Annotated in this window: 11 protein-coding genes and 1 riboswitch; of the genes, 3 read left to right on the top strand and 8 right to left on the bottom strand. The window is 72.1% G+C overall.

Features of this window, described 5'->3' with window-relative positions; genetic code table 11:
* Positions 1 to 116 precede the first annotated feature (116 nt).
* A complete protein-coding gene (metE, locus tag LG634_RS29025) occupies positions 117 to 2,438 on the top strand; it encodes a 5-methyltetrahydropteroyltriglutamate--homocysteine S-methyltransferase (RefSeq protein ID WP_226737984.1) in 2,322 nt (773 codons plus the stop codon).
* A 71-nt stretch (positions 2,439 to 2,509) separates the two neighbouring features.
* Here the strand turns inward: metE and LG634_RS29020 are convergent, their stop codons facing one another.
* From LG634_RS29020 to LG634_RS29000, 5 genes are read right to left on the bottom strand one after another with little or no spacing between them, the layout of a single operon-like run.
* On the bottom strand, positions 2,510 to 3,286 hold the full coding sequence (locus tag LG634_RS29020) for an enoyl-CoA hydratase (RefSeq protein WP_226737981.1): 777 nt from the start codon (positions 3,284 to 3,286) through the stop codon (positions 2,510 to 2,512).
* On the bottom strand, positions 3,283 to 4,185 hold the full coding sequence (gene mmsB, locus LG634_RS29015; RefSeq protein WP_308072691.1) for a 3-hydroxyisobutyrate dehydrogenase: 903 nt from the start codon (positions 4,183 to 4,185) through the stop codon (positions 3,283 to 3,285). The genes LG634_RS29020 and mmsB overlap by 4 nt, the downstream gene beginning before the upstream one ends.
* Complete coding sequence (locus LG634_RS29010; protein ID WP_226737979.1) at positions 4,182 to 5,285, bottom strand: enoyl-CoA hydratase/isomerase family protein; 1,104 nt, start codon at positions 5,283 to 5,285, stop codon at positions 4,182 to 4,184. The genes mmsB and LG634_RS29010 overlap by 4 nt, the downstream gene beginning before the upstream one ends.
* Complete coding sequence (locus LG634_RS29005) at positions 5,282 to 6,436, bottom strand: acyl-CoA dehydrogenase family protein (protein ID WP_226737977.1); 1,155 nt, start codon at positions 6,434 to 6,436, stop codon at positions 5,282 to 5,284. The genes LG634_RS29010 and LG634_RS29005 overlap by 4 nt, the downstream gene beginning before the upstream one ends.
* Positions 6,433 to 7,932: a CoA-acylating methylmalonate-semialdehyde dehydrogenase gene (locus tag LG634_RS29000; protein WP_226737975.1), complete on the bottom strand. Its 1,500-nt coding sequence runs from the start codon at positions 7,930 to 7,932 to the stop codon at positions 6,433 to 6,435. Before LG634_RS29000 ends, LG634_RS29005 begins: the two co-directional genes overlap by 4 nt.
* Before the next feature lie 211 nt (positions 7,933 to 8,143).
* Positions 8,144 to 8,328, bottom strand: a riboswitch (cobalamin riboswitch).
* Between the two features lie 203 nt (positions 8,329 to 8,531).
* Between LG634_RS29000 and LG634_RS28995 the strand changes: the two genes are divergently transcribed.
* Positions 8,532 to 8,735: an EF-hand domain-containing protein gene (locus LG634_RS28995; RefSeq protein WP_226737973.1), complete on the top strand. Its 204-nt coding sequence runs from the start codon at positions 8,532 to 8,534 to the stop codon at positions 8,733 to 8,735.
* Positions 8,736 to 8,887: 152 nt separating this feature from the next.
* Here LG634_RS28995 and LG634_RS28990 read toward each other — a convergent pair whose 3' ends face one another.
* The 3 genes from LG634_RS28990 to LG634_RS28980 form a co-directional block, all read right to left on the bottom strand.
* Positions 8,888 to 11,491: an FG-GAP repeat domain-containing protein gene (locus LG634_RS28990; protein ID WP_226737971.1), complete on the bottom strand. Its 2,604-nt coding sequence runs from the start codon at positions 11,489 to 11,491 to the stop codon at positions 8,888 to 8,890.
* Between the two features lie 569 nt (positions 11,492 to 12,060).
* Entirely contained in the window at positions 12,061 to 12,717 is a 657-nt protein-coding gene (locus LG634_RS28985) for a hypothetical protein (protein ID WP_226737969.1), read from the bottom strand.
* 165 nt (positions 12,718 to 12,882) lie between these two features.
* Positions 12,883 to 13,479, bottom strand: coding sequence for a hypothetical protein (locus tag LG634_RS28980; RefSeq protein WP_226737967.1), 597 nt, complete (start codon positions 13,477 to 13,479; stop codon positions 12,883 to 12,885).
* Between the two features lie 174 nt (positions 13,480 to 13,653).
* Between LG634_RS28980 and kilB the strand changes: the two genes are divergently transcribed.
* Positions 13,654 to 14,121, top strand: a complete 468-nt coding sequence (gene kilB / locus LG634_RS28975) for a plasmid transfer protein KilB (RefSeq protein ID WP_226738053.1) — start codon at positions 13,654 to 13,656, stop codon at positions 14,119 to 14,121.
* Positions 14,122 to 14,441 lie beyond the last annotated feature (320 nt).

The raw sequence follows: 14,441 nt of genomic DNA, 5'->3' as shown, positions 1-14,441 counted from the left end.
CAACGAGACGGTCGGCCGCGCAAGCGCGCGAGGTCGGGACCGTCCGTTTCCGGTACCCCTTCGCGCCTTCGGATCCCACCGGGACCTCAGGGATTCATCTCGCGAAGGAGACATCCGTGACCACCAAGTCCACCCCCGCCGCAGGCGCCACTGTCCACGGCTACCCCCGCCAGGGCGGCAACCGGGAGCTGAAGAAGGCGATCGAGGGCTACTGGAAGGGCCGCGTCGACGCCGACGCCCTCCGCGCCACCGCCGCCGAACTGCGCCGCACCAACTGGCAGCAGCTCACCGCCGCCGGCATCACCGAAGTGCCCACCGGCGACTTCTCGCTCTACGACCACGTGCTGGACACCACCGTCATGGTCGGCGCGATCCCCGCACGCCATCGGGCCGCGGTGGCCACCGACGCCCTCGACGGCTACTTCGCGATGGCGCGCGGGACGCAGGACGTGCCCCCGCTGGAGATGACCAAGTGGTTCGACACCAACTACCATTACCTGGTCCCCGAGCTCGGGCCCGACACCGTCTTCACCGCCGACCCGGCCAAGCAGGTCGCCGAGCTCCGCGAGGCCCTCGCCCTCGGCCACACCGCCCGACCGGTTCTCGTCGGACCGGTCACCTACCTGCTGCTGGCCAAGCCCGCGCCCGGAGTACCGGCGGACTTCCAGCCGCTGACCCTGCTCGACCGGCTCCTGCCCGTGTACGCGGAAGTCCTGGCCGCCCTGCGTACCGCCGGGGCAATCTGGGTACAGCTGGACGAGCCCGCCCTGGTGCAGGACCGCACCCCGGGCGAACTCAACGCGGCCGCCAGGGCGTACCGCGACCTCGGTGCCCTCACCGACCGCCCCAAGTTGCTGGTCGCCTCCTACTTCGGGCGGCTCGGCGAGGCCCTGCCGGTCCTGTCCAAGGCTCCGGTCGACGGTCTGGCGATCGACTTCACCGAAGCCGGCGCCGCCAACCTCGTGGACATCGCCGCAGTCGGCGGCCTGCCCGGCAAGCGCCTCGTCGCCGGGATCGTCAACGGCCGGAACATCTGGGTCAACGACCTGGAGAAGTCCCTTTCGACCCTGGGCACCCTGCTCGGCCTGGCCGACCGGGTCGACGTGTCCTCCTCCTGCTCCCTGCTGCACGTGCCGCTGGACGCCGCGGCGGAGAAGGACGTCGACCTGCAGATCGTGCGCTGGCTGGCCTTCGCCCGGCAGAAGACCGCCGAGATCGCCACACTCGCGAAGGGACTGACGGCCGGCACCGCCGCGGTCGCAGGCGAGCTCTCCGCCAACCGCACCGCCCTCGCCTCCCGGGCCGCATCCCCCATCACCCACGACCCGGCCATACGAGCCCGCACGGCCGCCGTCACCGATGCCGACGCCCGCCGTTCGCAGCCCTACCCCGAACGCGCCGCCGCCCAGCGGGCCCACCTGCGCTTGCCAATGCTGCCGACCACGACGATCGGCTCCTTCCCGCAGACCGACGAGCTGCGCGTGGCCCGCGCCGACCTCCGGGCCGGACGCATCGACACCGCCGGCTACGAGGCACGCATCAAGGCGGAGATCGATGAGGTGATCTCCTTCCAGGAGAAGACCGGCCTCGACGTCCTGGTGCACGGCGAACCCGAACGCAACGACATGGTGCAGTACTTCGCCGAGCAGCTCACCGGCTACCTCGCCACGCAGCACGGCTGGGTCCAGTCCTACGGCACCCGCTACGTCCGTCCGCCCGTCCTGGCCGGTGACATCTCCCGGCCCGAGCCGATGACCGTCCGCTGGACCTCGTACGCCCAGTCCTTGACCGCCAAGCCGGTCAAGGGCATGCTCACCGGCCCCGTCACCATGCTCGCCTGGTCCTTCGTACGCGACGACCAACCCCTCGGCGACACCGCCCGACAGGTTGCCCTCGCCCTGCGGGACGAGGTGAACGACCTGGAGGCGGCCGGGACCTCCGTGATCCAGGTCGACGAGCCCGCACTGCGCGAGACCCTCCCGCTGCGCGCCGCCGACCACGCCGACTACCTCGCCTGGGCCACCGAGTCCTTCCGCCTCACCACCAGCGGGGTCCGGCCGGACACCCAGATCCACACCCACATGTGCTACGCCGAGTTCGGCGACATCGTCCAGGCCATCGACGACCTCGACGCCGACGTCATCAGCCTCGAAGCCGCCCGCTCCCACATGCAGGTCGCCCGCGAACTCGCCGCCCACGGCTACCCGCGCGAAGCCGGCCCCGGCGTCTGGGACATCCACTCCCCGCGCGTCCCCAGCGCCGGAGAAGCGGCCGGCCTGCTGCGCACCGGCCTGGAGGCCATCCCGGCCGAGCGACTGTGGGTCAACCCCGACTGCGGGCTGAAGACCCGCGGCTGGCCCGAGACCCGGGCCTCCCTGGAGAACCTGGTGGCCGCCGCCAGGGAGGTCCGCGCGGGCCTCACCGGCGACCACGCCTGACCTCCACAGAGAGAGCCCTGCCGCCCCGGATGCCCGGGGCGGCAGGGCTCCTGCCGTTACGTGGATCAGCCTCAGCCGTGGGTGAAGTGCGGCGGGCGCTTGTCCACGAACGCGGACATGCCCTCCTTCTGGTCGGCGGTGGCGAACACCGCGTGGAAGAGGCGGCGTTCGAAGCGGACGCCTTCGGCCAGGGTGGTCTCGAAGGCGCGGTTCACGGACTCCTTCGCCATCATCGCGACCGGCTTGGACATCTCCGCGACGGTCGTGGCCACCGCGAGGGCCTCGGCGAGCAGTTCGTCGGCGGGGACGATCCGGGAGACCAGCCCGGCCCGCTCGGCCTCGGCGGCGTCCATGGTGCGCCCGGTCAGGCACAGCTCCATGGCCTTGGCCTTGCCGACGGCCCGGGTCAGGCGCTGGGAGCCGCCGATACCGGGGATGACGCCCAGCTTGATCTCGGGCTGGCCGAACTTCGCGGTGTCGGAGGCCAGGAGGATGTCGCAGAGCATGGCCAGTTCGCAGCCGCCGCCGAGTGCGTATCCGGAGACCGCGGCGAGCGTGGGGGTGCGGACCTGGCCGAGGCGGTCCCAGGCGGTGAACCAGTCGGTGAGGTACATGTCCATGTAGGACTGCGGGCGCATCTCCTTGATGTCGGCGCCGGCGGCGAAGGCCTTCGCCGAGCCGGTGAGGACGATGCAGCCGACCTCCGGGTCCCGGTCCGCGGCCTCCGTGGCGGCCACGACCTCCGTCATCACCTGGAGGTTGAGCGCGTTGAGCGCCTCGGGGCGGTTGAGGGTGAGGACGGCCACGCGTCCCTTGCGTTCGAGGAGGATGGTCTCGTAGGCGGTCACGGTGTGGCTCCGTTCTGAGGTCGGAGGGTGCGGACGATGGCCGAGAAGTCCAGGTCGGCGCCCTCGCCCTCGGCGAATGCGGCATACAGCTCGGCGGCCTTGAGGCCCAGTGGTGCGTCGACTCCGCCGGCGCGCAGCGCCCTGGCGGCGAGGCCCAGGTCCTTCGCCATGAGGGGAGCGGCGAAGCCGGGCCGGTAGTCGCGGTTGGCGGGGCTGGTCGGGACGGGGCCGGGGACCGGGCAGTTGGTGGTGAGGGCCCAGCACTGGCCAGACGCCGTCGAGGCGACGTCGTAGAGGGCCTGGTGCTCGAGGCCGAGGCTCTCGGCGAGGACGAAGGCCTCGCTGACGCCGATCATGGAGATGGCGAGGATCATGTTGTTGCAGATCTTCGCGGCCTGTCCGGCGCCTGCGGCGCCGCAGTGCACGGCCTTCTTCCCCATGGCGTCGAGCAGCGGCTCGGCGGCTGCGAACTCTTCGGTTCCGCCACCGGCCATGAAGGTGAGCGTGGCCGCCTCGGCTCCCACGACCCCGCCGGACACCGGCGCGTCGAGCGCCCGGTGACCGGCGGCGGCCGCCGCCTCGTGCGCGGTACGGGCGTCGGCCACGTCGATGGTGGAGCAGTCGATGAACAGGGTGCCTGGCCGGGCCGCGGCCAGCAGGCCCTGCTCTCGGTAGAGGGCCAGTACGTGGCGGCCGGCCGGCAGCATGGTGATGACCACGTCGGCTTCCGCCGCTGCTTCGGCGGCGGAGGCGGCGGGCTCGACGCCACCGGTGCCGGCGGCGGCCAGCAGGCCGGGGACGAGGTCGAAGCCGAGGACGCGGTGTCCGGCCTTGACGAGGTTGACCGCCATGGGCCGGCCCATGTGGCCCAGCCCGATGAATGCCACGGTGCTGCTCACCAGACGACCTCCTGTGACGAAGCGGTCTCGACGAGCCGGAGCTCGTGCGCGTCGAGCGGGGCGAAGTACCGTTCCACGGCGGCGGGACCGACCTCTTCCAGCGTGGCGGGCGACCATCGGGGGTCCCGGTCCTTGTCGATGACCTGGGCGCGGATGCCCTCGACCAGATCGGGGGAGGACAGCGCCGTGCAGGACACGCGGTACTCCTGCTCCAGGACGCACTCCAGGGGACCGAGCCGCCGGGCACGGCGCAGCGCGGCGAGGGTGACCTTGACGGCGGTGGGCGACCTGGACAGCAGGGTGTCCGCGGCGGCCTTCGCGGCAGGTACGCCCGAGGACCGCAGGCGCGCGACGATCTCCTCGGCGGTGCCGGCGGCGTAGCAGTGGTCGATCCACTCGCGCGAGGCGTTGAGGTCGCCGGACGGCGGCTGTGCCACGTGGCGGTCGAGTACGCAGTGCACGGAGTCCGAGGCCAGCTCCCGGGCGAACGCGGGCAGGGCGGCCGAGGGGACGAAGTGGTCGGCGAGACCGCACAGCAGCGCGTCGGCGGCGCCGACGGGCGTCCCGGTCAGGGCCAGGTGGGTGCCGAGTTCCCCCGGAGCCAAGGCCAGGAGGTACGTACCGCCGACATCCGGGACGAAGCCGATGCCCGTCTCGGGCATGGCGACCTTGGACCGCTCGGTGACGATGCGGACGCTCCCGTGGGCGGAGACTCCGACGCCGCCGCCCATGACGATGCCGTCCATGAGGGCGACATACGGTTTGGGGTAGCGGGCGATCAGCGCGTTGAGCCGGTACTCGTCGCGCCAGAAGTCCGCCGAGGCCCCGCCGCCGGTGCGGGCGTCCTCGTGGATCGCGCGGATGTCGCCGCCCGCGCACAGGCCGCGCTCGCCGGCGCCTTCGATGACGACGACCGCGACGGTGGGGTCGTCCGCCCAGGTCGCGAGGGCCTGCCCGATGCGGAGCACCATGGGGTGGCTCAGGGCGTTCAGTGCTTTGGGGCGGTTGAGGGTGATGTATGCGGCGTGGCCCTCGGTGCGGAGGAGGACGTGGTCTTCGTGGTGGCCCGAGGCGTGGTCCGGGTCGGTTCGGTTGGTCATCGCAGGGTCTCCGTCAGTCCGCGCGCGACGATGACGCGCATGACTTCGTTCGTGCCTTCCAGGATCTGGTGGACCCGCAGGTCGCGGACGATCTTCTCGATGCCGTACTCGCTCAGGTAGCCGTAGCCGCCGTGCAGTTGCAGGGCCGCGTCGGCCACCGCGTAGCCGGTGTCGGTGGCGAACCGCTTGGCCATCGCGCACAGCCGCGGGGCCAGGGGATCGTTCGTGTCGAGGGCCTCGGCGGCCTGCCGGACCAGGGCCCGGGCGGCAGCCAGTTCGGTGGCCATGTCGGCCAGCCGGAACTGGAGCGCCTGCGCGTCCAGGAGGCGGGTGCCGAAGGCCTCGCGGGTGGCGAGGTGGGACAGGCTGCGGTCCAGGGCGCTCTGCGCGCCGCCGAGGGAGCAGGCGGCGATGCCGAGGCGGCCGCCGTTGAGGCCGTTCATGGCGATGCGGAAGCCGTCGCCCTCGGAGCCGAGGCGGCGGTCGGCGGGGATCCGGACGCCGTCGAGGACCACCTGGCGGGTGGGCTGGGCGTTCCAGCCCATCTTCCGTTCGTTCGGGCCGAACGAGACCCCCGGGTCGTCGCGTTGGACGACGAAGGCGGAGATGCCGGCGGGTCCGGGCTCACCGGTCCTCGCCATGACGACGTAGACGCCGGCGGCTCCGGCGCCGGAGATGAACTGCTTGACGCCGGTCAGCACGTAGTGGTCGCCCTGCCGCACCGCGCGGGTGCGCAGTGCGGCGGCGTCGGAGCCGGCGCCCGGTTCGGTGAGGCAGTAGCTGCCCAGGGTCGCGGCGGAGCAGAGGCCGGGCAGCCAGCGCCGGCGCTGGGAGGGGTCCCCGTACCGGTCGATCATCCAGGCGACCATGTTGTGGATGGAGAGGTAGGCGGCGATGGAGGGGCAGCCGGTGGCGAGGGTCTCGAAGACGAGGACGCCGTCGGCGCGGGACAGGCCCGAACCGCCGTGCTCCTCGAATACGTAGACCCCGCCGAGCCCGAGTGCGGCGGCCCGGCGGATGACGTCGACGGGGAAGTGCTTGTCCTGGTCCCAGGCGACCGCGTGGGGGGCCAGCTGCTCCCGGGCGAAGTCGAGGGTGACCTCGGCGAGGGCGAGCTGGTCCTCGGTGAGGGTGGTGGGCACGGCGGTCACCGCATCGTCGGGATGGTGAAGCTCGCGCCTTCCTTGACCCCGGAGGGCCAGCGCGAGGTGACGGTCTTGATGCGGGTGTAGAAGCGGATCGAGTCGGGCCCGTGCTGGTTGAGGTCGCCGAAGCCGGACTTCTTCCAGCCGCCGAAGGTGTGGTAGGCGACGGGCACCGGGATGGGCACGTTGACGCCGACCATGCCGGTGTTGACCCGGCGGGTGAACTCGCGGGCGGTGTCCCCGTCGCGGGTGAAGATCGCCACGCCGTTGCCGAAGGGGTGCTCGCTCGGCAGGCGCAGTGCCTGCTCGAAGTCGGCGGCCCGTACGACGGACAGGACGGGTCCGAAGATCTCCTCGCGGTAGACCCGCATCTGCGGCGTGACCCGGTCGAAGAGCGAGGCGCCGGCGAAGAAGCCGTTCTCGTGACCCTCCAGGGCGAAGCCCCGGCCGTCGACGACGAGTTCGGCGCCCTCGTTGACGCCGATGTCCACGTAGCGGTGCACCCGGTCGAGGGCGTCGCGGCTGACCAGGGGTCCGAAGTCCGCGTCGAGGTCGTCCGAGCGCCCGATCCTCAGGGCAGCGATACGGTCCTTGAGCGCCGCCACCAGGCGATCGGCGGTGTCCTCGCCCACGGGCACGGCCACGGAGATGGCCATGCACCGCTCGCCGGCCGAGCCGTAGCCGGCGCCGATCAGGGCGTCCACGGCCTGGTCGAGGTCGGCGTCCGGCATCACGATCATGTGGTTCTTGGCCCCGCCGAAGCACTGCGCGCGCTTGCCGTGGGACGCCGCGGTGGCGTAGATGTGCGCGGCGATCGGTGTCGAGCCGACGAAGCCCAGAGCCGGGACGCGAGGGTCTTCGAGGAGGGTGTCGACGGCTTCCTTCCCGCCGTTGACGATGTTCAGGACGCCCGGCGGCAGTCCGGCCTCCAGGAAGAGCTCCGCGAGGCGCAGCGGTACGGAAGGGTCGCGTTCGGACGGCTTGAGGATGAACGCGTTGCCGCAGGCGAGGGCAGGTGCGGCCTGCCACAGCGGGATCATGGCGGGGAAGTTGAAGGGGGTGATGCCGGCGACGACGCCCAGGGGGCTGCGCAGCGAGTGGACGTCGATGCCGGTGCCGGCGTTGTCGGTGAACTCGCCCTTGAGGAGGTGGGGGATGCCCGCGGCGAACTCGACCACCTCCAGGCCGCGTTGCAGGTCACCGTGGGCGTCGGCGACGGTCTTGCCGTGCTCGGCGGACAACAGGCGGGCGAGGCTCTCGCGCTCGTCCTCGACCAGCTGGAGGAAACGCAGCAGGACGCGGGCCCGGCGCTGCGGGTTCCACTGTCCCCAGTCCTCCTGTGCTTCGACGGCGTTGGCGATCGCCGCCTCGGTGTCGGCGCGCCCGGCCAGTGGTACGCGCGCCTGGACCGCGCCGGTGTTGGGGTCGTACACGTCGCCGAAGAGCCCGGACGTGCCGGTGGTGTGCTTTCCGCCGATGAAATGGGTGAGTTCACGGACCATGGGTGCCTGCTCTCGTCAGGTTGGATCCGGGGATGGCACGGCAGGCCGGCGGCCGCACCCGGTCGGGCGCGTCGCAGGGGAATGCCGTGGGACAGGGCGGCGGAATGCCGCCGGTGAGCTAGGTGAGCGCGGGAGTTGCCGCTCGCTCCGCCGGATCACCAGGGTCGTGGGTACGGACCGGTGCCATGCGTGTCTGCTCCATCCTCGTGGACAACACGGAACATCCGCGGCCGGTATCCTGACTCCCGGATCCCCGCGTGCCGCCCGCCTTCCCGACAGACCTCGTCAGTGGCGTGTGGATGGCAGCACACTCCCCGGTCACAGTGGCGGGACCGTGCCGGACTCACACCGGCTTCCCTGCACCGCGGACCTTGTGCCACGAACATATAGTTGGACGTCCTAGTAAGTCCAGAGCCGCCACTCGCGCGAGCCTGGAGTCCGGGACGAGACCCGGCGTGCGGGGTGACGCCGCGGCGGCGGGCCGGTTCGCCGGAGCTCCCGGCAGGCCCAATGCTCGGCCGTCGGCGTGATGTTGGTGGTGTGGCAAGGTGGTGGGGCATGTGGGCCTTTGAGGCCTGTGAACGCGAGAAAGGTATGCCATGACTGAGGCCGAGCTCAGGGCGCTGTTCGCCGAGATCGACACGGACGGCGACGGGCGGATCAGCATCGTCGAACTGGCTGAGGGGTTCAAGGCCGAGGGCGCCCAGGGGCACCTCGCCGAAGAGGTCAAGAAGGCCATGACGGCCGACGCGAACCGCGACGGGGTCCTCGACTTCGAAGAGTTCCGCACCCTGCTGAAGTAGCAGCAGGTCTGACGGTCTGGGCGCGCCTGGGGGCTGGGTGAGCCTCCCGAGTCCGCTCCGCGGGGCGCCGCCCGTCCCGCACCCCCTTGCGGGTGCGGGACGGGGGCTTCCTGCGACGCGGTGCGCGTGGGGCCCGGCGGCGCCCGTCCTGGCTAGTGGATCCCGGCGTACACCTGCCAGCCGGTGGCGATCCGGGTGCGGGGGCCGAAGCCGCCGTCGGCGGTGCCGTTCCAGCGCCAGAGGTTTCCGGCGGTGTCCCGGCCGATGAGGTCGGGGCGGCCGTCGCCGGTGAGGTCTCCGACGCCCACGAAGGTGTTGTAGGAGCCGGTGATGCGGGTGGCCCGGACGGGTTCGAAGGTGCCCTTGCCGGTGCCCGCCAGGTGCAGCAGGCTGCCGTCGCCGGTCTGGGCGAGGAGGTCTCCGGTGCCGTTGCCGTCGAGGTCCCCGGCGCCGATGACCTTCTTGTAGTCGTGCCCGGGGCCGATGCGTACCCGCGGGGCGAGGATCCCGGCCCTGGTCGTGTCGTAGCGGTACAGGGTGCCGTCCACCGCGTCGCGCGCCACCAGGTCCGGGCGGCCGTCCGCGTTGAGGTCGCCGGGGCTGGTGATCACGTCGTACGCGTTCCAGCCCTTGCCGAGCACCTTGTGCGGGCTGGTGGGCTTCAGCTCCGCCCCGCAGGCGGGCGTGTACCGGCGCATCACCCCGTCGGGGAAGCGCACGAGGGTGTCGTTGCAGCGGTCGCCGTCCATGTCCCCGACGGGCACGGGGCGGAAGCCCTTGGGCCAGCCCGTGGTGGTGGTGCTGCCGCTGAAGTTCCCGCTGCCGGCGTGCCCGTACGCCGTGCGCAGGGTGCCGGAAGCCGTCGTCTGAAGGAGGTCGCCGATGCCGTCGGGCGCGCCTGCCCGGGAGCCCGCGTCGCGGCGGACGGCCGCACCGCCGGAGACGGTCAGGCGTCCGGACGCGACAGGGGTCGGGGTGCCCGCCTCGGCGCCCTGGGCGGTGAACTGCCAGGTCAGGATGCCGTTCGGGGCCGGAACCCCGCGATCGGTGCGGCCGTTCCACTTCGGCGCCGCCGTCGTGCCCGGGCCACCGGTCAGTTCGCGTACGACGCGGCCCGCGCGGTCCCGCAGGATGACGGTCCAGCGGGCGGCCCGGTCGAGCTTCCACACCGGCGCCCAGACCGTGCTGTCCGCGGTGCTGCCGGCCAGGGCAGCGGAGGCGGGAACCGTCGACCCGGTCAGGACGGGCGGGGTGACGGTGCTGGTCCGAGCCGACCAGAGGGATCCTCCCCGGTGCCAGAGGGCCGTGGCAGTGCCGTCCGGTGCGGCCGCGATGTCCACGTCGCCGAAGTCCCGGTGCAGGCCTCCGGGCAGGGCTGCGGGTGCTGACCAGGTGCCCGTCCCCGGGTCGCGGACGGACTCGGTCAGGACCTCGTCCTTGTCGGGCCAGGGCTTCCGCTGCGTCCACAGCGCGCGGACGGTGCCGTCCGCGCCGAGGGAGACGTCCGAGGCGCCCCGGTCGTCCATGGCCGGGACGATCGCGCGGCTGCGGGGCCAGACGGCCGAGCCGGGGGGCAGGGTCGTGGCAGCCAGGTCGGAGTCGGCCATGTCGCTGTCGTATTCGCGCTGCCACCACGCCAGGGTGACCTCGCCGCGCGGCCCGATCAGCGGCTCCGGTGCCCCGGACGGGCTCTCGTGGCTCCGTACGGGCAGCCCGGTGGTGGACTTCCAGGTGGGGGAGCCGGGCTCGCGGACGGCGGCGCGGAGGCTGCCGACCTCGTCGTCCTCTTCGACCGTGACCCAGGTGAGGGCGAAGGTGCCGTCCGCGCCGGCGGCGACGGACGTCGCCTGCAGACCCGGGTGGGGGCCGGTGAACCGGGCCGGGGCATCCCAGGCGGTGTCGGCGGCGGGCCGCGAGACGGTCTCGACCGAGCCGGGACCCACCCCGTCCGGGCCGCTGCGGCGATAGACGATCACGGCCGCTCCTCGGGCGTCCACGGCCACGTCGGCCCCCGCGACGGCGTCGTACGCATTGGTGTCGGCGGGCGTCCTGGTGCCGGCGGGCGTACCGGTGCCGGCGGGCGTCTCCGCAGCCCGTGCCGAAGCCACGGACAGGGGACGGCTCCACGTCCCGTCGCCGCGGCGGGTCGAAGTCCGTACGGAGGTGCGGCCGTCCAGTTCGGTGTTGCTGGTCCAGGCGGTGGTGAACGTGCCCCCGGGCCCGGCGGCGAGACGCACCCGGTCCACCTGCTCGACGGCCCCCCGGCCGAGCAGATCGACGGGCGACGACCAGGAGCGGTCCGCCGGCGTGAACGCGGCGGCCTTCAACCTGGCCGCGGAGCGGCCGAACGGGCCGGGATCCGGTGCATCCAGGAGTTCCGCCCACACGGCGGCCACCGACCCGCCCGTCCCCGCGACGAGCTGGACGTCGGCCGCGGAGGCAGCGCGCCCCAGCAGCGCGGCGCGCTGCCAGACATCGCTGCCCGGGGCCCGTGCGGAACCGTGGACGCGGTACCCGCCCGACTCCTCCCGGACCTGCCAGACGGCCACCGCCCAACCGTCCGAGGCGATGACGAGCTCGGCCGATTCGTGGCCCGCGGGACCGCCGGAGACGGCCGTGGCGGGCGTCCACGGCCGCGGCGGAGCGACCGCCGCGGCGGCGGTGGGCGGTGGAGCGGCCAGACTGCCGGAGACGGTCAGTGCGGCGACGGTGGCTGCGGCGGCGGCCAGCCGGCGCCCCCCGGTTCGTGCGCGCATGCGCGGGTGTTCCTTCCCCCGTACGAATGAGTGGTCGGGGGTTGGACCACCGAGCAGCCGTCAGGGTTGTAGACCAGGTCGGCGGATCGAGACCGGGCGTGCCGCGTTCGACCGGGCACGCGACGGTCCCGTCAGGATCGCCCGCGACGGCCGGATCGCAGACGGCCACCACCGGATCGTGGCGGCCCGGCTCGCCGGCGTGTACATCCCGCAGTCCGCCATCGTCACGGTCGACCGGGCCGAGGGCCAGGCACGCCCGTGGTCGTCGGTCGCGGTCCGGACCGGGCGCAGGTGGCGGTGGCCGCAGGCCGCCTCGGTCCCGTCGTGGACGGCGGTGGCCTGCGCCGCGCATCTTCAAGGGCGTGCACGGGTGGGTCCGGTTCCCAGCGTGCTGGGGCAGCCGCTCCTCCCCGTGCACGAGGGGAGACTTTTGCGCGGTTGGTTGACTTCGGGGCGGCCCGGGGGCGAGCCTGCGGACCCGGCCCTCAGGCTCGCCCGGCCCCCAGACCGTCCGGTCGGCCGCCTTCCCACAGCCCATCTGTCCTTGATGCGTGTGTCGGCGGGGGACTCTAGGTGGGCGGCAGACCCAGGAACTTCGCCGGGGCCAGCTCCAGGAACTTCGACCGCTCGGCGGCGAGGCGGGCCGCCTCGGGCCCGTCGGGGTCTCCCGCCAAGCTGCGGAACGTCAGCTCCAGCGCCCGGTCGCCCTGGCGCACCAGCAGGGTGGTGATCTGCGCCTGCTGCCCGGGCACGCCGGCCAGCATGGTGCGCATCAGGGCCTCGTCACCGAACTTCTGCTCCACCTTCAGGGGTTCGCTCGGGTCGTCGGCCGGGTCCACCACCCCGACGGTGATCTCCTCGTCGCCGATGCTCATCGTCCACGAGGTGCACTCGGCGTACACACGCCGCATGTCGGCCATCCAGGCGGCTGCCGCCCCCGGCACCCGCTCCGACACCCCCTCGTCGACGACGATCGAGGAGTCGGCGTTCATGAACGAGGTCCTGACCTCCCTCACGGCCTTGTCGCCGAACGCCCGGTTCAGCACGGCCGTGAGTTCCGGGGTCCGGGCGGTCATCGGCGGAGGGTCCTCGTCGGACGAGGGCGAAGCCAGCTCGGTGAAGTCACCGAGGCCCGCAGCGTCCAGATCCACGGCCGTGACCAGCAGCCGCTCAAGGTCCCCGGACGGAGAGGCCGGCGCCGGCTGCACATCATCATGCGTGCTCACAAGTTGCCTTTCGTCGAACGGTGTTGGTACGTCGTGGACGCCACCGTAGCTCCTCGGACACAAAAATGATCATGGATTTTCGCGCTGTGTGAAATCCGCCGGCCTCCAGCGGCATCCAGGAGGAACTGCGGCCACTGATGGCCTGGAAGGTGTGAGCCGGTCACGTCATCCTGCGGGCATGGCGGTGGAAGGACGATGAACCTCCAGGACGACTGCGGTGCCGGCCACGGTGCGGTCCTCGTGCATGGTGATCTGCCGGCCGGGCCGGACGTGCGTCCAGTGGGAGGGAGTGAAGGGCACGAGCCGAACCGTGGCTCGCCCGCCGGGCTCCAGACAGGGCATGTTCTCAACCCAGAGCGAGGCGATGCTGACCGCACGTCCGCCGGTGGGCGCGATGTGCCCGATGTCCCACATGGGTCGCAGCACACCGGCGCCGGAGACGGGTGTCGTGCGTCGCGCCTCGGCGGCAGGACGGAGCGTCAGATCCGCCCGGATCATGCCGTTGCGGATCTCGTAGCACCGCCAGTGGCACCAGGCCGCGCTCCGCTCAAGCCGGAGCTGCTCAGCCGCTTCGGCGAGCTTCTCCCAGAACTCAAGAGGGAGCGAGGGAACGTCCCCGAGTTCCTCCAGCAGGCCCAGGGCGATCTCCCACTCGTCGTGGACGAGGTAGTCCCAGATGTCCCCCACCGTGATGTCGTTCTCGGTGGCGGCATCTTCCGGAACAAGCAGGGAAGCTGATTCGAGCAGCTCGGGGACGTCCATGCACTCATTGTCGGCCATACGAACACGACCCATCGGGCCGCGCTGGACGCGGTCCTCGATCGCCGCTGTAGCCGTAGCCGTAGCCGTAGCCGTAGCCGCAGCCGTAGCCGGTGATGGCGAGGTTGCCGGCAACGGGGCTGTGCGGATGTGGGGCTGTGTGGTGAGATGCGGGGCATGGAGGCTGTGCTGGCCAGCTTGATCGCTGTCTCGGGAACCCTGCTGGGTTCCGTCATCACCTTCGCCGTCCAGCGGCGTACGAGTGCGCAAGCCGAGGTCTTCGCCCGTTCCCAGCAGCTACGACAGGAACGTCTGACGACATACAGCGCCTACGCAGGAGCCGTGACGGCGCTCAAGCAGGCCACCGTCGCCCTCTGGTTCCTCCTGCAGGAAGCCCCCGAGAGCCCCGAAACCCGACACGCCTTCACCGAGTGCGACCGGCTGGGCGCGGCCACAGAGAACGCCCAGTTCCGAGTCCGTCTCCTCGCCGAAGACTCCACGCTCGTCGCCCTTGCCGCCTCGGCGTTCGATGCCATCTCTCCCCTACGCACGGCATCCACCAGGACCGAACTTGCCAACCGCGAGCAAGACCTGCAGGACGCCCTCAACGCCTTCATCACCGCAGCCACCGCCCAAATCCGTTGATCCACCCGGGTGCCGCCCAGGATGCCCTCAGGGGGCGGTGGGGCTGGCGTTGTCGTCGGTGTGGTGTAGGCGTTCATGTCGACCGCGGCCTCCAAGCCGTGGCCCATGAGGTCTCCGATCACCAGCAGGGTCCGTCCGAAGTGCAGCCGGCCCCCCGGCTGTCGATGTGGTCCCACTCAACGTGCGCGAGCACGGTCGCGCAAGGCGCGCATCGCCCGGTCGCTCCCGCTCGCACTCCTCGACAGCGGCTTGATCCCGCTGACCAGTGGAACGATCCGAGCTTCCACCGGCCCGAGATTGTTGCGCCGCCCCTGCCCGGC

This window comes from Streptomyces bambusae, from assembly GCF_020532645.1.
Taxonomy (GTDB): domain Bacteria; phylum Actinomycetota; class Actinomycetes; order Streptomycetales; family Streptomycetaceae; genus Streptomyces; species Streptomyces bambusae.
The sequence above is the reverse complement of the archived record's forward strand: the minus strand, read 5'-3'. Positions and strand labels throughout refer to the sequence as shown.

Excerpts from the sequence above, each read along its gene's own strand:
- LG634_RS29010 (WP_226737979.1), bottom strand. The coding sequence starts at position 5,285 with ATGACCAACCGAACCGACCCGGACCACGCCTCGGGCCACCACGAAGAC.
- LG634_RS29000 (WP_226737975.1), bottom strand. The coding sequence starts at position 7,932 with ATGGTCCGTGAACTCACCCATTTCATCGGCGGAAAGCACACCACCGGC.
- LG634_RS28995 (WP_226737973.1), top strand. The coding sequence starts at position 8,532 with ATGACTGAGGCCGAGCTCAGGGCGCTGTTCGCCGAGATCGACACGGAC.
- LG634_RS28990 (WP_226737971.1), bottom strand. The coding sequence starts at position 11,491 with ATGCGCGCACGAACCGGGGGGCGCCGGCTGGCCGCCGCCGCAGCCACC.
- LG634_RS28980 (WP_226737967.1), bottom strand. The coding sequence starts at position 13,479 with ATGGACGTCCCCGAGCTGCTCGAATCAGCTTCCCTGCTTGTTCCGGAA.
- kilB (WP_226738053.1), top strand. The coding sequence starts at position 13,654 with ATGGAGGCTGTGCTGGCCAGCTTGATCGCTGTCTCGGGAACCCTGCTG.